We start from the raw sequence: 24,276 nt of genomic DNA, 5'->3' as shown, positions 1-24,276 counted from the left end.
GTCGTGCCCTCACGGCCGCCTGTGCACTGCACCCGGCTTTCAGCCCCGGAACAGCGGTTGCTCGAGCACTTCTATCGCCAACAGGGTTCGCGCATGCGCGCTCCTGCGCAGGGCGAGCTCTGGGTGGCCAGGTCGCCGGGCATCATTGCTGGGTTGTCTCTGAGCGAGGTGGAGAGTGGTCAGTGGCTGACGGGGCTGTTCGTGGCGCCTGATCGGCGCTCGGAAGGCGTGGGTATGCAGTTGGTCGCAAAGGCTCTGGAGAACGCCTGTGGCAGTACGTGGTTGTTCTGCCATCCAATGCTTGCCAACTACTATGCACGCCAGGGGTTTGCGCCAGCTGGCGAGCTACCCCAGTCGCTGCGTGACAAGCTCCAGCGCTATCAGCGCAGCAAGGCCCTGATAGCGCTGGAGCGCACTGCCCATCCGGGGCAGTTCAGCGCGGGGTAGGTTCAACCCCCGCCGCTTCGTCAGCACTGGGGCGCTCCTGGCCCAGCACCTTGGGCTTTTCGTCGTCGCGGGTGCCATCGAAGTCTTTTTCGCCTGGATCCTTGCCCTCGGCCGACATGTGTTCAATCACCGCATTCATCTCTGCGCCCAGCAACAGCACGGCAGCCGAAATGTAGAAGTACAGCAGCAGCACGATGATTGCCCCGATGCTGCCATACATGGCGTTGTAGTCTGCAAACGTCTTCACGTAATAGGCAAAGCCCAGCGACGCGATGATCCACACTACCACCGCCAGTACCGAGCCCGGGGTAATGAAACGGAATTTCTGCTCCACATCAGGCATGACGTAGTAGATAACCGCGACCGCGACCATCAGCAGAATCACGATCACCGGCCAGCGAAGAATGGTCCACAGGGTGACGATGAACTCTTCCATGCCGATCTGCGCCGCGATCCACTCCATGACCTGCGGGCCCAGCACCATCAGCGCAGCGGCCGCCAACAGCATGCCTGCCAACCCAATGGTGTACAGCACCGACAGCGGGATACGCTTCCAGACCGGGCGACCTTCCGGTACGTCGTAGGCCGCGTTCATGGCACTCATCATCAACCGCACGCCGGCTGAGGCCGTCCACAGGGCAATGACGATACCCACCGACAGCAAGCCACCCTTGGACTGCTGCAGTTGGTCGATAACGGGGTTGACCTGCTCAAGGGCCTGGGGTGGCAAGACCAGCTCCGACTGCAAGCGCAGCCAGGAGAAGAAGTCCGGCAAGTGCAGGAAACCGATCAGGGCAATGAGAAACAACAGGAAGGGGAACAACGAGAAAAGGGCCTGGTAGGCCAATGCCGAAGCATAGGTGGACATTTCGTCATCGAGGAATTCGTTGACGGTGCGCACCAGTACGCGGTGCAAGGGTAAGCCCTGCAAGGCGGAAAAAATCATAGCGTCTCCTTTCGCCGCTTGATCGATCTGACGTTCAGTCTAATGGACCCTGCGCTTGGGGTGCTGCTCCCGGTAATCATGCAACGGCTTTAAATAATTCTGCCTGTTACCGCCCCCTGCTTCGAAGCGCAGAGGACGGCTCGGCAGGCGTGAATCATTACTTGGTCAGGTCGTCGACCTTGTTTTTCACGTCGCCTTTGACCTGTTGGCCTTCGCCCTTGATTTCCTGGGCCTTGCCTTCGCCTTTGAGTTTTTCGTTGTCAGTGAGGTTGCCAACACCTTGCTTGATGTTGCCCATTGCCTCGTTGGCCATACCTTTAATTTTGTCTCCAGTACCGCTCATGGCAAAACTCCTGTGATGTAGCACGCGTATCGTGCCGACAGAAGGTTGACCTAGCCGCTTGCACAGGAGTTTCAAGAAATTTGCGTCAACAAGCCAAACGGTTGAAAGGCGTAGGCGTAAATGCGGGGATCAGGGCCTGAAACCTTGCCCGGCAAGGTGCCACCCCTCACAATGCGGGCTTTGAAGGCTTCGACCCGCAGGAACCTGCATGAAACTCGACAAACCCGCTGCCATCGCACGCCGCAACAGCACACTGGCGCGCCCGGTACTGACCAGTGCCAACACGCTGTTCGCCATCCTCGACCCCAAGCGCAACCTGTGGTGGTTCGAGGTCCCGGTGGCCTTGCTCCGCAAGGGCCAGCCCGACTGGGTCAACCTGCTGTTGCACACCCCGCTGACCGATGAACTCCAGCACCTGAAGGTGCCGGTCAACTTCCTGCGGGCTCACCAAGAGCAGATGGAAGTGCGCAACCCTGGCAAGCGTCGCTCCACCATCAGCCTGGCCCTTAGCGCTGACCGCGACTCGCTGCTGCGCGACACTCGCCCCGGTGGTGATCAGCTGGACTTCAACACCTTCGTGCAGGGCTGATCAGGCTTTCTCGATCCGGTCGTCATGGATGACGATGCGGCCTTGCTTGAACAGCCCGCCGATGGCCTTCTTGAAATTGCCCTTGCTGACATTGAACAGCTTGCTGATCAATGCAGGGTCGCTCTTGTCGGAAACCAGCAGCACCCCACCCTCGGCGTCCAGGCGCGCCATGATCTGCTCCTGCAAGCTGTCGGACAGCGCAGCGCCCACCGGCTGCAGGCTGAGCGACACTTTGCCGTCAGCCCGCACTTCCTTGATGTAACCCTGCTCGTGCATGCCTGAGCGCAGGAACTTGAATACCTCGTTCTTGTGGATCAAGCCCCAGTGACGGTTGTTGATGATGGCCTTGAAACCCATCGGCGTTTCGCCGGCCACCAGCAGTTCCACCGGCTGCCCAGGCTTGTAGTCGGCAGGCGTGGTGTCGAGGTAGCGGTCCAGGCGCGAGGTGGCGGTGATGCGGCGGGTGCGCTTGTCCAGGTACACGTGCACCACGCAGTAGTCACCGATCTTCAGCGGCCGTGCCTCTTCGGAGTACGGCATCAGCAGGTCCTTGGACAGACCCCAGTCCAGGAAGATGCCCGCACCGTTGATGTCCTTGACCTTGAGGCTGGCGAACTCGCCCACCTGCACCTTGGGCTTTTCGGTGGTGGCGATCAACTGGTCTTCGCTGTCGAGGTAGATGAACACGTTCAGCCAGTCATCGACTTCAGTCTCGGCACCCTTGGGAATGTAACGGGACGGCAGCAGGATCTCCCCGTCGGCACCGCCGTCCAGGTACAGGCCGAAGTCCACGTGCTTAACAATTTGCAAACTGTTGTAACGCCCAAGCAGAGCCATTTTCGAACATCCTCAAGTCAAGGCGGCTATTTTCCGGATAGACCCGCCCTGGTGTCAAAGCCTGCGGTCGGTTCATCGCCATCCAGGCCTCCACGCGCCATCCGGTGGAACCGCAGGTGTCGTGCTGCGTCTACCCATTGGCTGCCACTGCAAGGACCCGCACATGCCTGCACGCCTGCTCAAAATCCTGTCGATCTGCCTGGGTTTCGCCCTGCTGCTGGGTGCCTGCAGCCGCATCGACCTGGCCTATCGCAACCTCGATCGCCTGGTGCCCTGGTCGCTTGGCGACTACCTGGACATGAACCGTGAGCAGAAAACCCTGCTCGATGATCGCCTCCGGCAGCACCTGGCATGGCATTGCCAGACGCAACTGCCCGGCTACCTCGACTGGCTGGACCGCCTGCGCACCATGGTGGCCGATAACCAGGTCACCGACCAGGCGCTGCAGCAGCGCACCGAGGAGGCCCGCGAGGCGATTGGCCGGGTTGCGGCCGAAATCACGCCGTCGGCCACCGAGTTGCTGCAAGGCATGAGCGATGCGCAGGTGGCCGAGATGCGCGATGCATTTCGTGACGATATTGCCCAGCGGCGCAAGGAATATGTCGACACCCCCCTGCCCCGCCAGATCAGCGAGCGCGCCGAGCGCATGGAAAAGCGCCTCAAGCCCTGGTTCGGCGAGCTGACCGAGGTCCAGAAGCAACGGGTCGGCGCCTGGTCCCGCGCCTTGGGTGACCAGAACAGCGAATGGATACGCAATAGGGCCCATTGGCAGCAACAATTGCTGCTGGCGGTGGAGCAACGCCACGAGCCAGGCTTCCCGGAACGGGTCGCGACCTTGCTGCAGAACAAGGAAAGCCTGTGGACAGCCGACTATCGCCAAGCCTTCCAGAACACCGAACGGCAAGCCCGCAGTCTGGTGGTGGACCTGGTGCAGCAGAGCACCCCCGCTCAACGCCAGGTGCTGCTGGAGCGGCTGACCAAGGTGCGCAGCGACTTCAGCGCCTTGAAGTGCCTGCGCGGGGCTTGAACAGGCCCCGCCAGGGCACTGGCTGAACTTCATTGGGCAAGAAAGCGCAAGAATCCACCGGCCTGCTGACGTACACTCGCGCCCCTGCCAAGCCCCTGGAGACTTTCGTGAGCCCCACCGCCCTAGCCCGCCTGCTAACCCTTGCTGCCGTATGGGGCGCGAGCTTTCTGTTCATGCGCATCATTGCCCCTGTACTGGGCACCGTGCCGACGGCCTTCTTCCGTGTCTCCATCGCCTGCCTGGGCTTGATCGCACTGCTCGGCGCTGCGCGCATACGCTGGGATTTCCAAGGGAAATTAGGCGCCTGCCTGGTGCTGGGCATGATCAACTCGGGCATTCCGGCCACCTTTTATTCTGTGGCAGCCCAGGTGCTGCCAGCCGGTTATTCGGCCATCTTCAATGCCACGACGCCCTTGATGGGCGTGCTGATCGGCGTGTTGTTCTTCAAGGAACCCATGACGTTGGCCAAGTTATGCGGCATTTTCCTGGGCCTGTTCGGCGTGGGCATCCTGAGCGGTGCGGGGCCTGTTGCCCTTGATGCAGCCCTGTTGCAAGGCGCCCTGGCGTGCCTGGCGGCCACGACCTGCTATGGCTTTGCCGGCTACCTGGCCCGCCGCTGGATCAGCGGCCTGGACAGCCGCCTGTCGGCCCTGGGCAGCATGCTCGGCGCGACCCTGCTGCTTACCCCGTTGTTCGCTTGGAGCGCCCTTACCCAGCCACCTGCCAGCTGGGGCGGCTGGCAGGTCTGGGGCTCGCTGGTGGGGCTCGGCCTGTTGTGCACGGCGTTCGCCTACATCCTGTACTTCCGCCTGCTGGCCGAAATCGGCCCGGTCAAGGCCAGTACGGTGACCTTCATGATCCCCGTGTTCGGGGTGCTGTGGGGGGCCTGGCTGCTGAATGAGCCGTTGTCGATGGCCCACTTGTACGGCGGCCTGCTGATCGGCGTGGCCCTGTGGCTGGTGCTGCGCCCGGCACGGCGCCGAGGCGCTGCATGAACGGCGTCTACAAGAAAGTGCTGTTCTCGCTGCAGCAGGATGCCAATGGCTATCCGCCAGCATCGGTGGAAGGGCTATGGGCCAGGGCCGTCGACGACGGTTACGTGATCGACAACATCCCGTTCCATGTCTACGGCATCGCCCCAGGTGACGTGATCTGCACCCATGAGCAGGCTGGCCAACACTGGTTTGCCCAGTTGCTGCGCAGCAGTGGCAGCTCGGTGTTCCGGGTTCGGGTCAAGCCGCCTGAGACACTGCAGCAGGTAAGCGAAGCCTTGGTGGAGTTTGGGTGCACCTGTGAAAGCGAACCTGCGGTGAAAATGCTGGCGGTCGCCGTCCCACCGGCACGAACGCTCGACACCTTGCTGTATTACCTGATCACCCAGCGTGAAGCGGGTTTCCTGGACTTCGAGGAAGGGGTGCTGCGCCACTGCGTCGCCCAAGAATTTCGCCAGGGGTGAAGGGCAACTGCCTTGCAGGCGCCCTCCCTGTCGAGGGCGCCGTCAGAACAACCAGCGGAACAGCAGATAGGCTACGACCACGGCCAGTATCGGTCGCAACACGCGATAAGCCTTGGGGTTGGCACGTTTGAACTGCTTGACGCGCGTGCTCAGTTTGTTGCTGAACCGCTTGCTCCAGGCGTAGGCCTGGTTGATCCCGCCCACGCGTTCATCGTCTGTGTTCTGCGGTGCAGTGGCGCGGCCCAGAAATGCGCTGACCTTGCGGTTGACGCGGGTCATGAACGGGCTGTTCAGGGGACGCTCCACGTCGCAGAACAGAATCACCCGGGTCACGTCGGTCTCGTTCTTGACCCAGTGCACGTAGGTCTCGTCGAACATCACGTCCTGGCCGTCGCGCCAGGCATAGGGCTGGCCGTCCACATAAATGCGGCAGGCATCGGAGTTGGGCGTGGAGAGACCCAGGTGATAGCGCAGGGAACCTGCAAACGGATCACGGTGCGGGTTCAGGTGGCTGCCGCCGGGCAGCAGGGCGAACATCGCCCCTTTGACGTTGGGGATGCTGCTGACCAGCTCGACAGTTCGCGGGCACAGGGCTTCGGCAGACGGCAGGGGTTTGTCGTACCACTTCAGGTAGAAGCGCTTCCAGCCTTTCTTGAAGAACGAACCGAAACCGGCGTCGTTGTCCTTTTCGGCTGCGCGGATATAACCCTCGTCGAACAGGCGCATGGCCTCCTCGCGGATTTCCTGCCAGTTGTCCTTGAGCACGTCCAGCTCCGGGAAGCGTTGACGGTCCAGGTACGGCTTGGACGGCACGCCCGAAAACAGGTACATCAACGCATTGTAGGGGGCGAACAGCGCCGAATGGTTGACGAACTGGCGCAACACCGGCAGGCGGGCCTTGCCGCGCAGGTGGACGAACAGCACGCTGCCGAAGAACACCAGCAGCACACCTGCCTTGGCGAGGAAGGAAACGGTCATGCAACACTCCTAGGGCGGGACACAGGCCAGCGCTGCCTGTTCCGGGGGGAAATCATCCGGGCATCATAAACCTATCGCGCCCAGGCACAAACCACCTGGGCGCAACGATACGGATGAAGATTGTGCAATGAAGCCCGTTACCAGGTATTGCTTCGGGTCACCGCCTAGGCAGGTTATTGCTGGGTTTCCTGCTCGCTGAACAGGTCGCTGAACAGCATGCTGGACAAGTAACGCTCGCCTGAGTCAGGCAGAATCACCACGAGGGTCTTGCCCTGCATTTCCGGCTTTTCTGCAAGGCGCACGGCAGCGGCCATCGCGGCACCGCAGGAAATACCACACAGGATGCCTTCTTCCTGCATCAGACGGATAGCCATGGCCTTGGCTTCGTCGTCGCCCACCGTCATGACCTGGTCGACGATCGACAGGTCGAGGTTCTTCGGCACGAAGCCCGCGCCGATGCCTTGGATCTTGTGCGGCGTGGGCGTCAGCGCCTCGCCTGCCAGGGTCTGGGTGATCAGCGGCGAGGAAATGGGCTCGACCGCCACCGAGGTGATCGCCTTGCCCTGGGTGTGCTTGATATAGCGCGAGATACCGGTGATGGTGCCGCCAGTGCCGACACCGGCAACCACCACATCCACGGCGCCATCGGTATCGTTCCAGATCTCCGGGCCCGTGGTCTTTTCGTGGATGGCCGGGTTGGCAGGGTTTTCGAACTGCCCGGGCATGAAGTACTGCTCGGGGTTGGAGGCGACGATTTCGTTGGCTTTCTCGATGGCGCCCTTCATGCCCTTGGCAGGTTCGGTGAGCACCAGTTCGGCGCCAAGGGCCTTGAGCACCTTGCGCCGCTCCAGGCTCATGGAGGCCGGCATGGTCAGCATGAGCTTGTAGCCCCGGGCGGCAGCGACGAAGGCAAGGCCAATACCGGTGTTGCCCGAGGTGGGTTCGACGATGGTCATGCCGGGCTTGAGCTTGCCGCTGCTCTCGGCGTCCCAGACCATGTTCGCGCCGATGCGGCATTTGACCGAATACCCTGGGTTGCGCCCTTCGATCTTGGCCAGGATGGTCACGCCGCGTGGCGCGAGGCGGTTGATCTGCACCAGGGGCGTGTTGCCGATGGAGTGGGCGTTGTCTGCGTATATACGGCTCATGGCAGGGTCCTTGGCTTGATGAAGGCACGGAAAGACCTCAAGGGTAAGCCCCGGCCCCAAGGCCCGTAAAGCCTGTTCGAACTCCGGCGCAGCCCCTGCGGTCAACCACACACCTTGCCCTGGAGAACTGCCATGAGAGCCCGCTATCGCTGGCCGCTGATCGCCCTTGGCAGCCTCATCGTGCTGCTGGTGGCCTTGCAGCTTGCCCTGCCCTACCTGGTGCGCGACTACCTCAATGAAAAACTGGCCGACATGGGCGACTACCGTGGGCAGGTCAGCGATGTGGACCTGGCCTGGTGGCGCGGCGCGTATACCGTCAACGGGCTGAAGATCGTCAAGACCACGGGCAAGGTGCCGGTGCCCTTTCTCGACGCGCCGGTGATCGACATCTCGGTCAGCTGGCATTCGCTGTGGTATGACCGCGCCGTGGTGGCCGAAGTGGCCTTCCTGCGCCCGGTGCTGAACTTCGTCGATGGCGGCGACAAGCAAAATTCCCAGACTGGCCAGGGCACTGACTGGCGACAGCAACTGGACAAGCTGCTGCCCATCACGCTCAACGAGGTGGTGATCGACGACGGGGTGCTGACCTTCCGCAACTTCAGCTCCAAGCCCCCGGTCACGCTCAAGGCGACACAGCTGCAGGCCAGCATTCGCAACCTCACCAACATCCGTGACGAAGCCGGCCGGCGCGACGCCAGCTTCGAAGCCCGTGCCCTGGTCGCAGGCGATGCCAAGGTCGAGAGCCGTGCCACCTTCGATCCGTTCAGCGATTTCGACGACTTCGAGTTCCGCCTGCGTGCCACCGGCATCGAGCTGCGCCGACTCAACGACTTTGCCAGCGCCTATGGCAAGTTCGACTTCAAGGCTGGCCATGGCGATGTGGTCATCGAGGCCGAGGCCACCAATGGCCGCCTGAACGGCTACATCAAGCCCCTGCTGCGCGACGTTGAGGTATTCGATTGGCAACAGGACGTAGAGGACAAGGACAAGGGCCTGTTCCGCTCGGTCTGGGAGGCGCTGGTGGGGGCCACCGAAACCGTGCTCAAGAACCAGCCGAAAAACCAGTTCGCCACGCGCGTTGAGCTCAGCGGCAGCGTGCGCAGGCAGAACATCAGTGCGTTCGAGGCCTTCCTGCAGATCCTGCGCAATGGTTTCGTGCAGGCGTTCAGTGCGCGCTATGAACGCAGCGCGCCGGATTCCGACTAAGGCGCAGTGACGAGGCATTCGAGGACTGAATACGCGGTCTGCGTTTTCAGTCGTCGTACCCCCGCGTTATAGTCGGGCCCACCATCACACCCTGTGTTGGCCACCTGAGCGCCAGCCTGCCGCCCACCACACCAAGGGCGAGCTAACAGGCTGGCTGCACATCGGCCCGCAAGCCCAAGCAGAGGAAAGACCCCATGAAGTTCGAAGGCACGGGTGACTATGTCGCCACGGACGACCTGAAACTGGCCGTCAATGCGGCCATCACCCTCGAGCGCCCGCTGTTGGTCAAGGGTGAGCCTGGTACCGGCAAGACCATGCTGGCCGAGCAGTTGGCAGCTTCGTTCGGGGCGCGCCTGATCACCTGGCATATCAAGTCCACAACCAAGGCTCACCAGGGCTTGTACGAATACGATGCCGTCAGCCGCCTGCGCGACTCCCAGCTGGGTGTGGACAAGGTCCACGACGTACGCAACTACCTGAAGAAAGGCAAGCTGTGGGAAGCCTTCGAGGCCCAGGAGCGGGTGATCCTGCTGATCGACGAGATCGACAAGGCCGATATCGAATTCCCCAACGACCTGTTGCAGGAACTCGACAAGATGGAGTTCTACGTCTATGAAATCGACGAGACCATCAAGGCCAGGCAGCGCCCGATCATCATCATCACGTCCAATAACGAAAAGGAGCTGCCGGACGCTTTCCTGCGCCGCTGCTTCTTCCACTACATCGCCTTCCCCGACCGGGCCACGCTGCAGCGCATCGTGGATGTGCACTACCCCAACATCAGCCAGTCGCTGGTCAGCGAGGCGCTGGACGTGTTCTTCGACGTGCGCAAGGTACCGGGCCTGAAGAAAAAGCCTTCAACGTCCGAACTGGTCGACTGGCTGAAGCTGCTGATGGCCGACAATATTGGCGAAGCGGTACTGCGCGAGCGCGACCCGACCAAGGCCATCCCTCCGCTGGCCGGGGCGCTGGTGAAAAATGAGCAGGATGTGCAGCTGCTCGAGCGCCTGGCCTTCATGAGCCGGCGCGGCAACCGCTGAGGGAGCCTGGGCCATGTTGCTCAACCTGTTCAACGAAATGCGCGCGGCGAAGGTGCCGGTGTCGGTGCGCGAACTGCTCGACCTGCACCATGCCTTGCAACGGCACGTGGTGTTCGCCGACATGGACGAATTCTACTACCTGGCCCGCGCCATCCTGGTGAAGGACGAACGCCATTTCGACAAGTTCGACCGGGCCTTCGCCGCTTACTTCAAGGGCCTGGAGAACCTGGATCGACACATCGAGGCGTTGATCCCCGAGGACTGGCTGCGCAAGGAATTCGAGCGCTCGTTGACCTCTGAGGAGCGCGCGCAGATCCAGTCACTGGGTGGGCTGGACAAGCTGATCGAGGCGTTCAAGCAGCGCCTGCAGGAGCAGAAGGAGCGCCATGCAGGCGGCAACAAGTGGATTGGCACCGGTGGCACCAGCCCGTTCGGCTCGGGTGGGTACAATCCCGAAGGTATCCGCGTGGGCGATGCTGGCGAGCGCCAGGGCAAGGCGGTGAAGGTCTGGGACCAGCGTGAGTACAAGAACCTGGACGATCAGGTGGAGCTGGGTACGCGCAACATCAAGCTGGCCCTGCGGCGCCTGCGCAAGTTCGCCCGCCAAGGCGCTGCCGAAGAGCTGGACATCGATGGCACTATCGACCATACCGCACGCGATGCGGGGCTGCTGAACATCCAGATGCGCCCGGAGCGGCGCAACACGGTGAAATTGCTGCTGCTGTTCGACATCGGTGGCTCGATGGATGCCCATGTCAGGGTCTGCGAGGAGCTGTTCTCGGCCTGCAAGACCGAGTTCAAGCACATGGAGTACTACTACTTTCACAACTGCGTGTATGAGACGGTCTGGAAGAACAACTTGCGGCGCACGTCGGAGCGTTATTCCACGTTCGACCTGCTGCACAAGTACGGCGAGGACTACAAGGTCGTGTTCGTCGGGGACGCGGCCATGGCCCCTTACGAAATCACCCAGCCGGGCGGCAGCGTGGAGCATTGGAACGAGGAAGCCGGGTATGTCTGGATGCAGCGCATCATGGCCAAGTTCCGCAAGGTCATCTGGATCAACCCATACCCCCGCCAGGCCTGGGGCTACACCGCTTCTACCCAGCTGGTGCGTGAACTGATCGAGGACCGGATGTATCCACTGACCTTGCAGGGGTTGGAGGATGGGATGCGGTATTTGTCGAAGTAAAGCCGCAAAGTCACGCCCCTTGTAAGAGCGGCCTCGCCGGGGCGCCGGACCGTCCGCGATGGGCCGCAGCGCGGCCCCGACAATATGCGCTGCGAAGCTGAAATCCTGGGGCTGCTGCGCAGCCCATCGCGGTACAAGACCGCTCCCACCTTGACCCTGTATCGACTGGGATAGCGGGGCCTGGACTTTCGCAAAAGCAACTGCCTAGCATTGCCCCGAAGGCTAGCCGATTTCCGGGCACGGCCTCGCCGGGCCGCTCAACAACACTTGCCAGCGTTCCAGATACGCCTGCTGCTCCCGCCATGCCTGCTCCTGCATTACCGGCCGCAATCGCACCGTCGCCCCTGGCATGCACTGTGCCAGTTGTGCCAGTGCCAGGGGCGTCAGCGCCCCCAGGCGGGGATAACCGCCGATGGTCTGGCGATCATTGAGCAACACGATCGGCTGCCCATCGGGCGGGACCTGGACAGCGCCAAGGGGAATGCCTTCTGAGATCATGGCCGGGCCTTGATAAACCAGAGGCGGGCCCAGCAGGCGAATGCCCATGCGGTCGGCGCGGGTGTCCAGCGTCCAGTCGCAGTTGAAGGCATCGAACAGACTAAGGCCGGCAAAGTCGCCGATCTGGGCCCCGATCACCAGGTCCAAGGTGGGCTTGGCCACATACTCAGGACGCAGGTGACCAGGCACTTCGCGGATCGGTGTGGCTGTACCGGCAAAACTCAAGCATTGGCCTTCACGCAACACGCCGCCCTGGCCATCGACCCCGCCCAGCCCCTCGCGCACGACCGTGGCACAACTGCCCATCACAGGCTCGGCATCGAAACCGCCCGGTGCGGCCAGATAAGCGCGAGCGCCCTGCCGAGGTTGCCTGAGGGTAAGGCGCTGCCCCTTCGTCAGGGTGAAACTGCGCCAAGGGGCCAAGTAGTGCTCGTCGATGTGCGCGTCCAGGTCGGCCCCGGCCAGCGCCAGTACGCAATCGTGCTGCGCCACCACGCTGAATCCACCCAAGGCAACCTCTACGACGGGAGCCTGCAGAGCGTTGCCCAGCAACCCGTTGGCCCAGTGCATTGCGACCCAATCCAAAGCGCCGCCCTGGGTGACCCCAAGGTGCCTCACGCCAAATCGGCCTGCATCCTGTAGCGCACACAGCGGTGTGCTGGCCTCGACTCGCAAATGCTTCATGCCTGTGCCTCCTCATCACCGCCCAACGCCAGAAATGCCTGCCGCGTCACCGAGACGAAGCGGACGCGGTCGCCCGGTTGCAGCAGGCTGTAGCCGTGCCGCTCACGGTCGAACAACCGCACCGGCGTACGCCCGATCAGGTTCCAACCACCGGGGGAAGCGGCCGGGTACGCAGCGGTCTGGCGCTCGGCAATGCCGACACTGCCCGCTGCCACCTGCTTGCGCGGGGTGCTTAGCCTCGGGGTGGCCAGCCGTTCGTCCACCAGCCCCATGAACGCGAAACCCGGCGCGAATCCCAGGGCGAACACCGGGTAGTCACGCTCACTGTGCAAGCGCACGACCTCAGCTTCGCTCAGGCCTGCTCGGCGGGCCAGCACGGGCAACTCAGGGCCGACGCTGGCGTGGTACCACACCGGTATTTCGTGCAAGCAGCCGGTGTTCTCAGTGCCAGGCTGCAGCCCTTCAAGGGCTTGCACGATCAGGCAGCGTGCATCGGCCGGCGGCAGGTCGAAATGCACCATGAGGGTGGTGTAGGACGGCACCAGGTCGCGCAAGTGCGCACCAAAAGCCGCTTGCAGGCGCTGACTGGCGGCAAGCACCCAAGGCATGTTGGCTTCCTCGATACGCTCGAACAGACGCACCATCAGGCAATCGATGCCGACCACTTCGATGCGTGGGGTCATGCTGATCTGATCCCATCGAGTGCCTGGCGGATCTGCCGAACTGCCGTCACAGAGCTGTCGTTGTCCCCATGCACGCAGAGCGTATGGGCTTTGAGCAGCAGTCCAGTGCCATCACTGGCCAGCAGTGCTTCGCCGCGGGCCAGCTTTACGGCTTGCTCGACCACTTGCGCCGGGTCGTGGTGCACGGCGCCCGGCAGGCGTCGCGACACCAGGTGGCCGCTGGCGGTGTAGGCCCGATCGGCAAATGCCTCGAACCAGAGCGGTACGCCGATTTCAGTACCCAGCGCCTGGGCCGCCCCATTGTCGGCCGTGGCCATGAGCATCAGCGGCAGGCCACTGTCATAGGCCGCCAGGGCCTCCAGCACCGCTCGCAGGACCAATGGGTCGGCCATCATGTCGTTGTACAACGCACCGTGAGGTTTTACGTAGGCGACGCGTGTGCCCTGCGCCTTGCAGATGCCATCGAGCGCGCCGATCTGGTAGTGCAGCAGGTCACGGATTTCTTCGGCACTGCACGCCAGGCTGCGCCGGCCGAAGCCGACCAGGTCCGGGTAGGCCGGGTGTGCGCCAATGGTTACCCCGTGTTCCAGCGCCAGCGCCACGGTGCGGCGCATGATGCCGGGGTCACCAGCGTGGTAGCCGCAGGCAATGTTGGCACAGTCGATGTAGGGCATGACCTCGGCATCCAGGCCCATGCGCCAGGTACCGAAACTCTCGCCCATGTCGCAGTTGAGTAACAGGCGTTGCACCACGGTGTACCCCTTGTCGTTATTCATGTTCCTACCTTAGCGCGCCTGCAATTGTTTGCCGCGTGTTTCTGGCAGGCTTAGCGCTGCCACGATCACCACGCCATAGGACACGGCCGAGAACAAGCCGATACCCAGGCCCAGCGGGAACAGCGCCGCGACGATCTTGCCGACGTTGTAGCAAAAGCCCTGCCCCGAGCCGCGCACCCGCGTGGGAAACAGCTCGGTCAGAAAGGCCCCCATGCCGCTGAAGATGCCCGAGGCGAAAAAGCCCAGCGGGAAGCCCAACCACAGCATCACCCCATCACTGACGGGCATTTGCGTGTACAGCAGCACGATGACGAACGAGCCTACGGCGAACAGGATGAAATTCTTTTTGCGCCCTAGCAGGTCGGACAGGTAGGCGCTGATCACGTAGCCCACGTAGGAGCCTACGATCACCATCGCCAGGTAGCCGCCGGTACCCAGCACGCTCAGCCCGCGTTCGTTCTTCAGAAACGTGGGCAGCCAGGCGGTGATTGCGTAGTAGCCGCCCAGTGCGCCAGTGGTCAGCAGCGAGGCGCGCACGGTGGTCCAGAGCAGACCAGGGGCGAAGATTTCGTAGAAGTGTGATGGCGCCTCGGTGTCTTCGGCTGCCTTGGCCTGGCGGTAGACCTCCGGGTCTTTCACCAGCCGCCGAACGAAGATCACGAACACGGCCGGCACCAGCCCCAGTAAAAACAGCGCTCGCCAGGCCTGCTCCTGCGGCAACCAAGTGAAGAGCAGCGCGTACAGGATGGCCGTCAGCCCCCAACCAATGGCCCAGCCTGACTGCACCATGCCCACTGCCTTGCCGCGGTCTTGGGCACGGATCACCTCGCCGATGAGCACCGCGCCCGCCGTCCACTCACCGCCGAAGCCAAAACCCATGAGGGTCCTGGCGATCAGCAGTTGCTCGTAGTTCTGGGCAAAGCCGCAGAGGAAGGTGAAGAAGGCGAACCACAGCACCGTCAGTTGCAGGGTGCGGACCCGGCCGATGCGGTCGGAGAGAATGCCGGCCACCCAGCCACCGATGGCCGAAGCGACCAGGGTACTGGTGTGGATAAGCCCAGCCTCGGTGGTGGTGATGCCCCATAGCATGATCAGCGTGGGGATGACGAAGCTCAGCATCTGGGTGTCCATGCCGTCCAGGCCATAGCCGATCTTGCAGCTCCAGAAGGTGCGCCGTTGTTGCTGATCGATGTCGCGGTACCAGGCAAAAGGCCCGGAGGAGGATGGGGAACTGACCTGCTGCTGCGTGCCGGTGGGGTTCATGGATGCCTCGGCTTGTTGGTATTGTTTTATGGGGCGACAGCAAAGGTCGCGGCCTGGGCTTCATGTTCAGAGCACGCGGCGCTGACGTCCAACGAGAAAAACCCTGGGTCTGGAACAAGAAAAACTGATCATGAACCTTCGCTTTCTCGAAACGTTCGTCTGGGTTGCTCGTCTCAAGAGCTTCCGCCTGACCGCGCAGAAGCTGTTCACCACCCAGGCGTCGGTGTCCAGCCGTATCGCGGCGCTCGAGGCCGACCTTGGCGTCAAGCTGCTGTTGCGCGACTCGCGCGGGGTCAGCCTGACTCCGGAAGGCAGCAAGGTGCTGGAACATGCCGAGCGCATGCTGGAAACCGCCAAGGCGCTCAAACAGTCGCTGGACAGCGACCGGGCGAAGGTCGGGCGTATTCGTCTCGGGGTGATGGACACGGTCATTCATACCTGGATGAGCGCGCTGGTGGCCGAATTGACCGAGCGCTATGCGCAGGTGGAAATCGAACTCATCGCCGACACGGCACTGAACCTGCGCGAACAACTGCACAAGGGTTTTTTGGACGTTATCGTGCAAACAGACTTACTGCGCGAGCCCTCGATCCGCAGCCTGGACTTGGCGCGCTACCCGATGGGCTGGATAGTCGCGGCAGGCTCGCACCTGCACAGGGACTACACGTCACTGATCGAGCTGGGGCGCGAGCGCATCGTGACCTTCTCGAAGAATTCCCGGCCGCATCAGGAAGTGCTGGCCTTGTTGCAAGGGGCCGGGGCGCAAACGCCGCGGCTGAACTGCGTCAATTCAGTAGCGGCTATTACCCGCTTGTTGCGCGACGGTTTTGGCATCGGGGCCTTGCCGCCTGCCCTGGTAGAGGCCGAACTGAACCAGGGTGACCTGGTGCTGCTGGCTGGGCTTGAGCCCCCGCCGAGCCTGGAACTGGTGGTGGCCTGGCAGACCGGGGTGGCGTTGGTGGAGGAAGTGGTTGCAGTTTGTCGGCAGGTACTGGAGCGCTATGCACAGGATGTGGGCGGGCAACGGATCGTGCTGGTGCCGGGGACTATGGGCTGAGGAATTGTAGCCCGATTTGGAATGGGACCAGCCCAGGACCGGATGGGAGCGTAGCGCACTCCCGCTCAAGCAGGGTGTCAGGACTTCACCTAACGCCAACTCTCTTTCACCGCCCCACGTCGCCCACCCAGTATCAGCCGACCTATCCCCAACAACAGGCTTTCAACCACGAACGCCAGCACGAACCCGGCACCGACGCCCCAGCCGATGGCCTCAGGCGCCAGCAAAATCTGATAGCCGTAGCCGTTGAGCGTTTCTTCTCGCAGCCGCGGGTCGGCTTGCACCAGGACGTGCCAGGTACGCTGCGCCCATGAACCTTGCAGCGCTTGCCATTCGTCTTCAAGCAGCTGGTTGCGAATCATCAGGCTTTCGATGCTGTTGGCGTCACTGAGAAAGACCGGGTCGTCACTGCTGCGGTAGTGTCGCAACAAGGCTTGCAGATCGCCGTTGAAAAAGCGCTCGGCTGTCTGGCGGAAGCCGTCCAGCGCTTCGCGTGACTCGAACAGGTGCGCCTCCACGCGCTGGCTGTAATCCTTGACCAGCCCCGGGACCTGGATGCCGGCCAATAGCCCGAAGGTGAACAGCAGCAACCGCAGGTAACTTCTGAACATGCAGCATCCTTAGCTTTGTCCGTGCGCGGTGCACTCGCCGTGCCGCCACAGGGCCCACTGACCTGGCGCGTAGCGGTTCCAGGTTTCGTTCTCGGTCAAGGCCTCGGTGGCGATCACCGTGACCACGTCGTTGGGGGTGGTTTGGGTATGGAAATCGACGATCAGGTCGACATCCTTCAGCCGTGCCGCGCCAAACGGCGCGCGACGGGTAATGTGGACCAGCTTCGTCGAACAGAAGCAGAACAGCCAATCACCATCGCTGAGCATGCAGTTGAACACGCCGCGGGCGCGATAACCGGCGCAGGCTTCGACCAGCACCGGCAGTAACTGTTCCACCGGCACCGGCTCCGGGAAGGCGCCGCGGATGCGATTGAGCAGGTCACAGAAGGCCGCCTCGCTGTCGGTATCGCCAATGGGCTGGTAAAAGCTCGTGGAGCCGGTGAAATCACCGAGCTGGCCGTTGTGGGCAAAGCACCAGTTGCGCCCCCACATCTCGCGCATGAAGGGGTGGGTGTTGGCCAGGCAGACCTTGCCCACATTGGCCTGGCGGATGTGGCCGATCACTACTTCGCTCTTGATCGGGTAGCGCCTTACCAGGTTGGCCACCTCGGACTCGCTGCTGGCGGCGGGGTCCTGGAACAGGCGCAGGCCGCGCCCTTCGTAGAAGCCGATGCCCCAGCCGTCACGGTGCGGGCCAGTGCGACCGCCGCGCTGTATCAGGCCGGTGAAGCTGAAGACGATGTCGGTGGGGACGTTGGCACTCATGCCCAGCAGTTCGCACATGGCGGTGTCTCCGTTTACAGGCGGGGCTCGACCCGGCCGGCGCCAGCAGGCAGCACAGGCGGGTCGTCACGGTACCGATCGCTACGCTCGGCGGCCAAGGGCTCTCCCGGCGCCAGCGCCTGCGCTTCGGCGGCCTCGCGCTGGGCGGCGGCTTCGGCCCGCAGGCGGCGCTCGCGGGCGCGTTTCTCCAGCGGCCAACGCACCAGCACGAACAGAAAATACAGCACGAAGGCGATCATGCCGTACATGGCGAAGTCCGACACTGCGCGCCAGGCGTTGTTGCCCACCTTGAAGGCGACGTCCAGCACCGTGATGGCAATGGCCGGGGCGAAGCTGTCCTTGACCGGGTCGACCACGGTCGGCGTAAACAGCAGCACCGCCAGCACGACGCGCAGCGGTTCGCGCAGCCAGCGCCACATCCAGCCGGTGAGCTTGAAGCCCACCAGAAGGCAGCCCAGGGCGGCCACGGCGTAGAGGCCCCAGGCCAGGGTGTAGTCGTTCTCGATCATGGTAATCGTGCAAGCCAGGCAAAGAGGTGCCTATGATAAACACATTTCCTGGCGCACACAGTGTTTGCCTGTACCGGTGCGCCGCCGAAGCTGCCGGTAGCGCCCCTCAAGAACCGAGAGAAATTCGATGCCAAGCACCCACTTGCCGCCCCTGGCCAGAGCCGACGATGCGACCGACCCCTACGCGTGGTTGCAACAGCGTGACGATCCCCAAGTACTGGCTTACCTCGAAGCGGAAAACGCCTATCAGCAAGCCTGTCTGGCCGATCAGGCCCCCTTGCGCGAACAGTTGTTCGAGGAGATTAAAGGCCGCATCCAGGAAACCGATCTGTCCCTGCCATCGCCGTGGGGGCCCTACCTGTACTACACCCGCACCACCGCAGGCGACGAATACCCCCGCCATTACCGCTGCCCACGCCCTGCCGATGATTCCAACACGGTCGATGAAGGCCTGGAGCAACTGTTGCTGGACCCCAACGCCCTGGCAGGCGGCGGCTTTCTCTCGCTGGGGGCGTTCAACGTCAGTCCCGACCATCGCCTGTTGGCCTATAGCCTGGACACCAGCGGCGACGAAATCTACACCTTGTACGTCAAGGATCTGGCCACGGGCGATGTAACGACCCTGCCCTTCGATGACTGCGATGGCAGCCTGACCTGGGCCAATGACAGCCGCACGCTGTTCTTCGCCGAACTCGACGATACCCACCGCCCTTGGCGGCTGTACCGGCATACGTTGGGTCAGGAAGGTGCCCAGCGGGTATTCGAGGAGCCCGATGGCCGGTTCTTCCTGCACTGCTACCGCACCAGCTCCGAACGCCAGTTGGTGCTGCTGCTCAACAGCAAGACCACCAGCGAAGCCTGGGTGCTGGACGCGGCCACGCCGCAAGCGCCGTTCACCTGCCTGGCACCGCGTGTGGAAGGCCATGAGTACTTCCCCGATCATGGCCTGCTCGATGGGCAGTGGCGATGGTTCATCCGCACCAACCAGGACGGTATCAACTTCGCCCTGTATCACGCCCCGGCCGACCCCGTGCCAAGCCGTGCCCAGTGGCAACTGCTGGTCGCCCATCGCGATGACATCATGCTTGAAGGACTGAGCCTCAATGCCAGCGCATTGACCCTGAGCCTGCGTGATGGCGGGTTGCCGATCATCGAAGTGCGCCCACAGGGGCTGTCGCCCTACCGGGTGGATTTACCCGACGCGGCCTACAGCCTGTACGTGCAGGACAGCCTGGAATTCGACAGCCCTCGGGTACGCTTGCGCTACCAAGCGCTGAACCGGCCGGCCCAGGTACGTCAGCTGGCGCTGGCCACTGGCGCGCAGGAGGTGCTCAAGCAGACGCCGGTGCTGGGGCCCTTTAATGCCGACGCCTATGTCAGCGAGCGCCTGTGGGCCACCGCGGCAGACGGTACCCAGGTGCCGATCAGCCTGGTGCGACGGCGCCAGGATGTGGGTCGCACCACACCGCTCTACCTGTACGGGTACGGCGCCTATGGCGAGAGCCTGGACCCATGGTTCTCCCATGCGCGGCTGAGCCTGCTGGAACGTGGTGTAGCGTTTGCCATCGCCCATGTGCGCGGCGGCGGCGAGTTGGGCGAGGCCTGGTACCGTGCCGGCAAGCAGGAACACAAGCACAATTCCTTCAGCGATTTCATCGCGTGCGCCGAACACCTGATCAACGCAGGCGTGACATCCTCTGCAACCCTGGCCATCAGTGGGGGCAGTGCCGGCGGGCTGCTGATCGGCGCCGTGTTGAACCTGCGTCCCGAGCTGTTTCGCTGCGCCATCGCCGAGGTGCCCTTCGTGGATGTGCTCAACACCATGCTCGACCCTGAGCTGCCATTGACGGTGACCGAGTATGACGAATGGGGCAATCCCGCGAAGCCTGAGGTGTACGAGCGCATCAAGGCCTATGCGCCGTATGAGAACGTGAAAGCCCAGCCCTACCCGGCCATGCTGGTGGTGGCAGGCTACAACGACAGCCGGGTGCAGTACTGGGAAGCGGCCAAGTGGGTCGCCCGCCTGCGTACGCGCAAGACCGATGACAACCTGCTGCTGCTCAAGACCGAGATGGGTGCCGGGCATGGGGGTATGAGCGGGCGCTACCAGGGGTTGAAGGACGTGGCCTTGGAGTATGGGTTTGTGCTGGGTGAGCTGGGGGTTGTCTGAGGTGCCGGGCTGTTTTGTGCGCGCAGCGGCCCCAGCGATCTGGGTTCATGCATGACGGCAAGCCGCAAGGCGAGGTGTGGACAGCCGCCTTCGATCACTCCTGATCCCGCCCCGGCTTCTCTAGATCCTGCCGCAACCCTGGCAGTGGCTGGTCCTTGGGCGGGCCGGGCACTGGCATTGGCGGTAGCAAGGGTGCCCCTTGGGAGGTGCCGCTGGCTTTGGGCGGGCTGCTTGGGGTGATCTGCGGATACGGCGTGGGGGTGGGTGTACCCGGCGCACCGGGTACAGGCGTGGTCAACCGCGGCGGCGTGCTGGCAGCGTGAGCCGCAGGCACGCCCGCCACCAAGACCACGGCGAGAATCGCAGCAAGCATCGGCAACCTCCTGTTCAGAATCTTCCTACAGGCTACGCCCATATGACATTTTTCGCCTGTGCGCCGATCATGCAGCCGCGCTAGACTCGACGGCATAACCGTCATTTGCCTGATCAGAACGAAGGAAACACCATGACCTCCTCTACTTCCGCCGCCACTGCGCGCCTGGACCGCATCCTCGCCGATGCCAAGCGCGACAAGGAAATGGGCTACCGCGACAAGGCCCTGAGGATGTACCCGCACGTTTGCGGGCGATGCGCACGCGAGTTCGCCGGCAAGCGCCTGAGTGAGCTTACCGTGCACCACCGTGACCACAACCACGACAACAACCCCCAGGACGGCTCCAACTGGGAGCTGCTGTGCCTGTACTGCCATGACAACGAACACTCGCGCTACACCGATCAGCAATACTTCAGCGAAGGCTCCACCAGCACCCCAAGCATTGCCAAGGCTACCCACAACCCGTTCGCGGCACTGGCAGGCATGCTGAAGAAGGACTGACCAGCAGCCCCCCACCATGACCGGGCAACCCGTATAATCGCGTCTTTTTTGCGAAGGGCCCCGGTTCGTGGCTAACAAACGATACAGTTGCATCGGCCTGTTCAACCCCAAGTCGGCCGAAAACGTAGGCTCGGTAATGCGTGCGGCTGGCTGCTACGGGGTCAACTCGGTGTTCTATACCGGCAAGCGCTACGAGCGCGCGCGGGACTTCGTGACCGACACCAAGCGCGTGCACTACGACATTCCACTGATCGGCATCGATGACCTGCAACGCATCATCCCGCTGGGCTGTACCCCGGTGGCCGTGGAACTGGTCGAAGGCGCCCGCCCCCTGCCCGACTACACCCACCCGGACCGCGCCATCTACATCTTCGGCCCCGAAGACGGCAGCCTCAGCCCTGAAGTGAGGGCCTGGTGCGAGGAAACCATCTACATTCCCACCACCGGCTGCATGAACCTGGCGGCTACGGTGAACGTGGTGCTGTACGACCGTCTGGCCAAGGGCCTGCATACCCGCTCGGGCCCAAAGTTCAAGTGATGCGTGCGCTGTCATGACCGCCAGGAGGTTCGCCTGGCACATCGAGTGAACGTCGCCCCCCGCAGGCAGGTCAGCTGCTTACACATCACCAAGAGGGCTTACCAATGCTTGATAATCACTCTGATGCACCGTTGCAGGAAAAGAACGTCCATGGCATGGAACGCGCCACGTCGTTGGCCGGCGGTGCTTTGCTGGTGGGCAAAGGGCTGAGCCAGGGCGGTATCGTAGGGCTGTTCAAGATAGCCGTCGGTGGCCTGGCGCTGGTGCGCGGCTTCACTGGGCATTGCGCCACCAAGGCGTGGTTGCAGCACCACCGCGATCAGTACAACCAGCTGAAATCGGACCTCAAGCGTACTGGGGACGAGCTGACTGCACTGAAGGACAGTGCCAAAGCGGCCACCGAAGGCGTGACGGTGACCGGCAAGGATCCTGTCGCTGGGGTGTGATGCCCTGGACTGTATCTTGGCCTTGCCTTGGCGGCGCTGCGGCAAGGCCTATACATGACGGCTGCGGTTTGGTTGACGCAGTGGTCACACGTTCGATTTGAGGGCGTCCGGGGCGACGGTTCTTCAGCCAGGGCCTGCGCCAGAGGCTCACGCATTCAGCTTCGCAGCACATATCGCCGGGGCCGCTTCGCGACCCATCGCGGCACGAGGACCGCTCCTATAGGTTTATTACGCGGTAACCCTGTAGGAGCGGTCCTCGTGCCGCGACGTGCTGCGCAGCAGCCCCAAAATCTGAGATTCCATACTGCTGAAACCGTTTTACGGATCCGATGACCTTCAAAAATTGCGCAAAACGCGGCTCCCACCGGGCATTGCGTAGCGCATCAATGCAGTACCTTGCTCTGCAACGCCTCCGACCGACGCCCAAGCACGTTTTCGCTGATCTGCACGAAGTCCTCGAGGCTGACGCTGGGCAGTCGCATCAGCCCGCGCGCCACGTCGTCGAGCGATTGCCGGGCCTGGGTATGAATACGGATCTCCTTGTCCAGTGCCTGCAACAGCATCACCCCTCGCGCCACCTGGGCAGGCGTCGCCTGGTGCCCCTTGAGGTGCTTGACGCTTGCGCCCTGTTTGCTCAAGCGCGCCTGCCGGGCCTGATAGCGATCATCACTCATGCCGCCCGATCGGCGCAGCAGCTCGGTAGCGTAGTAGTCGGTCAAGCTCTCGATCAACCAGTCATTGCCCTCACGCCCACGCAGCTGAGTGAACAACTGGACCACTTCGCGCAGCAGCGGGCTGCTGCCGCTCTCGCTGACCATGGCCTGGCCACTGTGCAGGTAGAGCGAGCCGTGGGCTGCCATCGCCCCGCGCCACATGTGGTCGCGTGCGCCCACCACCAGCAGTTTGGGCGGGTTTCTCGGGAAGGTGGCCTGCAGTTGCGGCCAGATGTAGGTGAGCAAGGTCAGGTTGTCCATGCGGCGCATCCCTTCCCCAACCGGCGCCGCCACCGTCACGTCGGTTTCACCCAGGCGCGCACGGCGGCTACCCAGGTTGCCAGCCAGCATCCAGCCCGTGGGGCGGTCGAACAGGCGCGAGACGTTGTCGATGCGGAACTTGTCCTTGCCAATACGTGGCCAGGCAGTCTCGACGCTTTTCCAGCCTTCGGGCAGGTCGAATGCCAGGCGGGCGACCAACTCGGTGCCGTCCTGCTGGTCTAGCCGACCGGGTGGGACCAGTTGGTCCCCCATGAACAGTGCCCAGTGCGCTGTCATGCGGGTGTTGTACACCCCAGGCCCATGGAGCTGGTTCAACTGCACGCGGTAGCTCAGGCTGGTCTTGCCGGGCGCTGGCTGCCATACCCCGCGCTGGCCGCGAAGCAGCCAGTGGCCATCTGCCTGGAAGCCGCTGTAGGCCCCCGCCTTGCCCAGGTCGAAGTCCAAACTGCGCACAGCACTGCCATCGGCCAGCGTAAGGCGTACTTCGGCTTGCCCGGTCGCAGGCAACAGCCGAACCTGATAGTCAAGATCGACTTTCTTCGCCCAGGCCGGTGCCCCCGCCATTAACCCCAACACGGCCACCAGCACAGTCAAACGGCTACGCATACCGACACTCCTTGTTCACCAGCGGGTAAAGCGCCTGGTTAGCTGGCGCGAAAGATCAGGTGGTCTTCCCAGTCGTCCTCATGCACGTCGCGCTCGCTGAGCATGCGCCCCGCCTGGGAGATGCGCTGCTCATGCACTTGCTGACGGTCACCGCATACCAGGTGGTGCCAGACCGGCAAGTCCTTGCCTTCGCTGACTAGGCGGTAACCGCAGGTCGCTGGCAACCAACGAAACTGGTCAGCCTTGCCCGGGGTGAGCTGAATGCAGTCGGGCACTTGGGCGAAGCGATTGGGATAGTCGCTGCACTGGCAGGTGTCGAGGTCCAGCAACTTGCAGGCGATGCGGGTGTAGTAGACGCTGTTGTCGTCCTCGTCCTCGAGCTTTTGCAAGCAGCACAGCCCGCAGCCGTCGCACAGCGATTCCCATTCCTGCGGGTTGAGTTGCTCTAGGGTCTTGCGCCGCCAGAACGGGGCGTTATCAGCGATCATGACGCGATTTCCTGCAAGGGATCAGCAGCGCGTGTCCGACATCGGGCCCGAGGCAGACAGCGCCTGAAACGGTTCGTTAAGGCGTG

General features: G+C 62.9%; 28 protein-coding genes. 13 read left to right on the top strand and 15 right to left on the bottom strand.

Annotated elements, in window-relative coordinates:
* Positions 1–57 precede the first annotated feature (57 nt).
* Complete coding sequence (locus FS767_RS16395) at positions 58–447, top strand: GNAT family N-acetyltransferase (RefSeq protein WP_256674279.1); 390 nt, start codon at positions 58–60, stop codon at positions 445–447.
* On the opposite strand, the gene FS767_RS16390 is transcribed toward FS767_RS16395, so the two are convergent.
* Entirely contained in the window at positions 434–1,393 is a 960-nt protein-coding gene (locus FS767_RS16390; RefSeq protein ID WP_078478930.1) for a YihY/virulence factor BrkB family protein, read from the bottom strand. The genes FS767_RS16395 and FS767_RS16390 overlap by 14 nt on opposite strands.
* 157 nt (positions 1,394–1,550) lie before the next feature.
* Positions 1,551–1,736 (bottom strand): CsbD family protein, encoded by a 186-nt coding sequence (locus FS767_RS16385; protein WP_049695592.1) that lies wholly within the window; start codon positions 1,734–1,736, stop codon positions 1,551–1,553.
* Between the two features lie 208 nt (positions 1,737–1,944).
* On the opposite strand from FS767_RS16385, the gene FS767_RS16380 reads away from it, so the two are divergent.
* Entirely contained in the window at positions 1,945–2,325 is a 381-nt protein-coding gene (locus FS767_RS16380; protein WP_058604226.1) for a hypothetical protein, read from the top strand.
* Here the strand turns inward: FS767_RS16380 and FS767_RS16375 are convergent, their stop codons facing one another.
* Positions 2,326–3,162 carry a S1 RNA-binding domain-containing protein gene (locus FS767_RS16375; protein WP_144966889.1) on the bottom strand — a complete coding sequence of 279 codons (837 nt, stop codon included), beginning with the start codon at positions 3,160–3,162 and terminating at the stop codon, positions 2,326–2,328.
* A gap of 163 nt (positions 3,163–3,325) precedes the next feature.
* Between FS767_RS16375 and FS767_RS16370 the strand changes: the two genes are divergently transcribed.
* The 3 genes from FS767_RS16370 (at position 3,326) to FS767_RS16360 (ending at position 5,645) form a co-directional block, all read left to right on the top strand.
* Positions 3,326–4,189 (top strand): DUF6279 family lipoprotein, encoded by an 864-nt coding sequence (locus tag FS767_RS16370; protein ID WP_144966887.1) that lies wholly within the window; start codon positions 3,326–3,328, stop codon positions 4,187–4,189.
* 107 nt (positions 4,190–4,296) lie between these two features.
* On the top strand, positions 4,297–5,184 hold the full coding sequence (locus FS767_RS16365; RefSeq protein ID WP_144966885.1) for a DMT family transporter: 888 nt from the start codon (positions 4,297–4,299) through the stop codon (positions 5,182–5,184).
* Positions 5,181–5,645 carry a DUF4265 domain-containing protein gene (locus tag FS767_RS16360; protein ID WP_144966883.1) on the top strand — a complete coding sequence of 155 codons (465 nt, stop codon included), beginning with the start codon at positions 5,181–5,183 and terminating at the stop codon, positions 5,643–5,645. Before FS767_RS16365 ends, FS767_RS16360 begins: the two co-directional genes overlap by 4 nt.
* Before the next feature lie 42 nt (positions 5,646–5,687).
* Here the strand turns inward: FS767_RS16360 and FS767_RS16355 are convergent, their stop codons facing one another.
* Together FS767_RS16355 and cysK are read right to left on the bottom strand one after the other, a co-directional pair.
* A complete protein-coding gene (locus FS767_RS16355; RefSeq protein ID WP_058604222.1) occupies positions 5,688–6,623 on the bottom strand; it encodes an aspartyl/asparaginyl beta-hydroxylase domain-containing protein in 936 nt (311 codons plus the stop codon).
* A gap of 173 nt (positions 6,624–6,796) precedes the next feature.
* Positions 6,797–7,771 (bottom strand): cysteine synthase A, encoded by a 975-nt coding sequence (gene cysK, locus FS767_RS16350; RefSeq protein ID WP_058604221.1) that lies wholly within the window; start codon positions 7,769–7,771, stop codon positions 6,797–6,799.
* A gap of 132 nt (positions 7,772–7,903) precedes the next feature.
* On the opposite strand from cysK, the gene FS767_RS16345 reads away from it, so the two are divergent.
* From FS767_RS16345 to FS767_RS16335, 3 genes are all read left to right on the top strand, one after another.
* Positions 7,904–8,977 carry a DUF748 domain-containing protein gene (locus FS767_RS16345; protein ID WP_144966881.1) on the top strand — a complete coding sequence of 358 codons (1,074 nt, stop codon included), beginning with the start codon at positions 7,904–7,906 and terminating at the stop codon, positions 8,975–8,977.
* A gap of 194 nt (positions 8,978–9,171) precedes the next feature.
* Positions 9,172–10,017, top strand: coding sequence for a MoxR family ATPase (locus FS767_RS16340; protein ID WP_023534935.1), 846 nt, complete (start codon positions 9,172–9,174; stop codon positions 10,015–10,017).
* A gap of 13 nt (positions 10,018–10,030) precedes the next feature.
* Complete coding sequence (locus FS767_RS16335; protein ID WP_144966879.1) at positions 10,031–11,209, top strand: VWA domain-containing protein; 1,179 nt, start codon at positions 10,031–10,033, stop codon at positions 11,207–11,209.
* Positions 11,210–11,431: 222 nt separating this feature from the next.
* On the opposite strand, the gene FS767_RS16330 is transcribed toward FS767_RS16335, so the two are convergent.
* Genes FS767_RS16330 through FS767_RS16315 form a run of 4 tightly spaced genes read right to left on the bottom strand, consistent with a single transcriptional unit; the run spans position 11,432 to position 15,113 of the window.
* Positions 11,432–12,391 (bottom strand): biotin-dependent carboxyltransferase family protein, encoded by a 960-nt coding sequence (locus FS767_RS16330; protein WP_144966877.1) that lies wholly within the window; start codon positions 12,389–12,391, stop codon positions 11,432–11,434.
* Positions 12,388–13,074, bottom strand: a complete 687-nt coding sequence (gene pxpB / locus FS767_RS16325) for a 5-oxoprolinase subunit PxpB (protein WP_144966875.1) — start codon at positions 13,072–13,074, stop codon at positions 12,388–12,390. The genes FS767_RS16330 and pxpB overlap by 4 nt, the downstream gene beginning before the upstream one ends.
* A complete protein-coding gene (locus tag FS767_RS16320) occupies positions 13,071–13,823 on the bottom strand; it encodes a 5-oxoprolinase subunit PxpA (protein WP_371921597.1) in 753 nt (250 codons plus the stop codon). Before FS767_RS16320 ends, pxpB begins: the two co-directional genes overlap by 4 nt.
* A gap of 36 nt (positions 13,824–13,859) precedes the next feature.
* Positions 13,860–15,113 (bottom strand): MFS transporter, encoded by a 1,254-nt coding sequence (locus tag FS767_RS16315; protein WP_144966871.1) that lies wholly within the window; start codon positions 15,111–15,113, stop codon positions 13,860–13,862.
* Positions 15,114–15,243: 130 nt separating this feature from the next.
* Here FS767_RS16315 and FS767_RS16310 point away from each other — a divergent pair, with 130 nt between their 5' ends.
* Positions 15,244–16,170, top strand: a complete 927-nt coding sequence (locus FS767_RS16310; protein ID WP_144966869.1) for a LysR family transcriptional regulator — start codon at positions 15,244–15,246, stop codon at positions 16,168–16,170.
* A gap of 89 nt (positions 16,171–16,259) precedes the next feature.
* Here FS767_RS16310 and FS767_RS16305 read toward each other — a convergent pair whose 3' ends face one another.
* Genes FS767_RS16305 through FS767_RS16295 form a run of 3 tightly spaced genes read right to left on the bottom strand, consistent with a single transcriptional unit; the run spans position 16,260 to position 18,073 of the window.
* On the bottom strand, positions 16,260–16,781 hold the full coding sequence (locus FS767_RS16305; protein WP_058604214.1) for a DUF2937 family protein: 522 nt from the start codon (positions 16,779–16,781) through the stop codon (positions 16,260–16,262).
* Between the two features lie 9 nt (positions 16,782–16,790).
* Positions 16,791–17,564: a class II glutamine amidotransferase gene (locus FS767_RS16300; protein ID WP_023534887.1), complete on the bottom strand. Its 774-nt coding sequence runs from the start codon at positions 17,562–17,564 to the stop codon at positions 16,791–16,793.
* 14 nt (positions 17,565–17,578) lie between these two features.
* Positions 17,579–18,073, bottom strand: coding sequence for a hypothetical protein (locus tag FS767_RS16295; protein ID WP_058604213.1), 495 nt, complete (start codon positions 18,071–18,073; stop codon positions 17,579–17,581).
* A 127-nt stretch (positions 18,074–18,200) separates the two neighbouring features.
* On the opposite strand from FS767_RS16295, the gene FS767_RS16290 reads away from it, so the two are divergent.
* Positions 18,201–20,243, top strand: coding sequence for a S9 family peptidase (locus tag FS767_RS16290; RefSeq protein ID WP_144966867.1), 2,043 nt, complete (start codon positions 18,201–18,203; stop codon positions 20,241–20,243).
* Between the two features lie 94 nt (positions 20,244–20,337).
* Here FS767_RS16290 and FS767_RS16285 read toward each other — a convergent pair whose 3' ends face one another.
* Entirely contained in the window at positions 20,338–20,616 is a 279-nt protein-coding gene (locus FS767_RS16285) for a hypothetical protein (protein WP_144966864.1), read from the bottom strand.
* Between the two features lie 132 nt (positions 20,617–20,748).
* Between FS767_RS16285 and FS767_RS16280 the strand changes: the two genes are divergently transcribed.
* From FS767_RS16280 to FS767_RS16270, 3 genes are all read left to right on the top strand, one after another.
* Entirely contained in the window at positions 20,749–21,117 is a 369-nt protein-coding gene (locus tag FS767_RS16280; protein WP_023534919.1) for a YajD family HNH nuclease, read from the top strand.
* Between the two features lie 67 nt (positions 21,118–21,184).
* On the top strand, positions 21,185–21,655 hold the full coding sequence (locus tag FS767_RS16275; protein ID WP_144966862.1) for an RNA methyltransferase: 471 nt from the start codon (positions 21,185–21,187) through the stop codon (positions 21,653–21,655).
* A gap of 104 nt (positions 21,656–21,759) precedes the next feature.
* The gene (locus tag FS767_RS16270; protein WP_058638054.1) at positions 21,760–22,101 is read left to right on the top strand and encodes a DUF2892 domain-containing protein; all 342 of its coding nucleotides are present in this window, start codon (positions 21,760–21,762) and stop codon (positions 22,099–22,101) included.
* Positions 22,102–22,484: 383 nt separating this feature from the next.
* On the opposite strand, the gene FS767_RS16265 is transcribed toward FS767_RS16270, so the two are convergent.
* Both FS767_RS16265 and FS767_RS16260 read right to left on the bottom strand, forming a co-directional pair.
* Positions 22,485–23,702, bottom strand: coding sequence for a hypothetical protein (locus FS767_RS16265; protein WP_144966860.1), 1,218 nt, complete (start codon positions 23,700–23,702; stop codon positions 22,485–22,487).
* Between the two features lie 38 nt (positions 23,703–23,740).
* Positions 23,741–24,190 carry a YcgN family cysteine cluster protein gene (locus FS767_RS16260; protein ID WP_058604209.1) on the bottom strand — a complete coding sequence of 150 codons (450 nt, stop codon included), beginning with the start codon at positions 24,188–24,190 and terminating at the stop codon, positions 23,741–23,743.
* Positions 24,191–24,276: the final 86 nt, after the last annotated feature.

Origin of the sequence: Pseudomonas sp. DE0010, assembly GCF_007680745.1 — a bacterium.
Classification (GTDB): domain Bacteria; phylum Pseudomonadota; class Gammaproteobacteria; order Pseudomonadales; family Pseudomonadaceae; genus Aquipseudomonas; species Aquipseudomonas parafulva_B.
The sequence above is the reverse complement of the archived record's forward strand: the minus strand, read 5'-3'. Positions and strand labels throughout refer to the sequence as shown.

Coding starts and splice junctions, on each gene's coding strand:
- FS767_RS16330 (WP_144966877.1), bottom strand. CDS start 12,391: ATGAAGCATTTGCGAGTCGAGGCCAGCACACCGCTGTGTGCGCTACAG.
- FS767_RS16380 (WP_058604226.1), top strand. CDS start 1,945: ATGAAACTCGACAAACCCGCTGCCATCGCACGCCGCAACAGCACACTG.
- FS767_RS16310 (WP_144966869.1), top strand. CDS start 15,244: ATGAACCTTCGCTTTCTCGAAACGTTCGTCTGGGTTGCTCGTCTCAAG.
- FS767_RS16340 (WP_023534935.1), top strand. CDS start 9,172: ATGAAGTTCGAAGGCACGGGTGACTATGTCGCCACGGACGACCTGAAA.
- FS767_RS16345 (WP_144966881.1), top strand. CDS start 7,904: ATGAGAGCCCGCTATCGCTGGCCGCTGATCGCCCTTGGCAGCCTCATC.
- FS767_RS16295 (WP_058604213.1), bottom strand. CDS start 18,073: ATGATCGAGAACGACTACACCCTGGCCTGGGGCCTCTACGCCGTGGCC.
- FS767_RS16335 (WP_144966879.1), top strand. CDS start 10,031: ATGTTGCTCAACCTGTTCAACGAAATGCGCGCGGCGAAGGTGCCGGTG.
- cysK (WP_058604221.1), bottom strand. CDS start 7,771: ATGAGCCGTATATACGCAGACAACGCCCACTCCATCGGCAACACGCCC.
- FS767_RS16385 (WP_049695592.1), bottom strand. CDS start 1,736: ATGAGCGGTACTGGAGACAAAATTAAAGGTATGGCCAACGAGGCAATG.
- FS767_RS16285 (WP_144966864.1), bottom strand. CDS start 20,616: ATGCTTGCTGCGATTCTCGCCGTGGTCTTGGTGGCGGGCGTGCCTGCG.
- pxpB (WP_144966875.1), bottom strand. CDS start 13,074: ATGACCCCACGCATCGAAGTGGTCGGCATCGATTGCCTGATGGTGCGT.
- FS767_RS16375 (WP_144966889.1), bottom strand. CDS start 3,162: ATGGCTCTGCTTGGGCGTTACAACAGTTTGCAAATTGTTAAGCACGTG.
- FS767_RS16390 (WP_078478930.1), bottom strand. CDS start 1,393: ATGATTTTTTCCGCCTTGCAGGGCTTACCCTTGCACCGCGTACTGGTG.
- FS767_RS16305 (WP_058604214.1), bottom strand. CDS start 16,781: ATGTTCAGAAGTTACCTGCGGTTGCTGCTGTTCACCTTCGGGCTATTG.
- FS767_RS16355 (WP_058604222.1), bottom strand. CDS start 6,623: ATGACCGTTTCCTTCCTCGCCAAGGCAGGTGTGCTGCTGGTGTTCTTC.
- FS767_RS16280 (WP_023534919.1), top strand. CDS start 20,749: ATGACCTCCTCTACTTCCGCCGCCACTGCGCGCCTGGACCGCATCCTC.
- FS767_RS16290 (WP_144966867.1), top strand. CDS start 18,201: ATGCCAAGCACCCACTTGCCGCCCCTGGCCAGAGCCGACGATGCGACC.
- FS767_RS16370 (WP_144966887.1), top strand. CDS start 3,326: ATGCCTGCACGCCTGCTCAAAATCCTGTCGATCTGCCTGGGTTTCGCC.
- FS767_RS16265 (WP_144966860.1), bottom strand. CDS start 23,702: ATGCGTAGCCGTTTGACTGTGCTGGTGGCCGTGTTGGGGTTAATGGCG.
- FS767_RS16260 (WP_058604209.1), bottom strand. CDS start 24,190: ATGATCGCTGATAACGCCCCGTTCTGGCGGCGCAAGACCCTAGAGCAA.
- FS767_RS16270 (WP_058638054.1), top strand. CDS start 21,760: ATGCTTGATAATCACTCTGATGCACCGTTGCAGGAAAAGAACGTCCAT.
- FS767_RS16360 (WP_144966883.1), top strand. CDS start 5,181: ATGAACGGCGTCTACAAGAAAGTGCTGTTCTCGCTGCAGCAGGATGCC.
- FS767_RS16300 (WP_023534887.1), bottom strand. CDS start 17,564: ATGTGCGAACTGCTGGGCATGAGTGCCAACGTCCCCACCGACATCGTC.
- FS767_RS16315 (WP_144966871.1), bottom strand. CDS start 15,113: ATGAACCCCACCGGCACGCAGCAGCAGGTCAGTTCCCCATCCTCCTCC.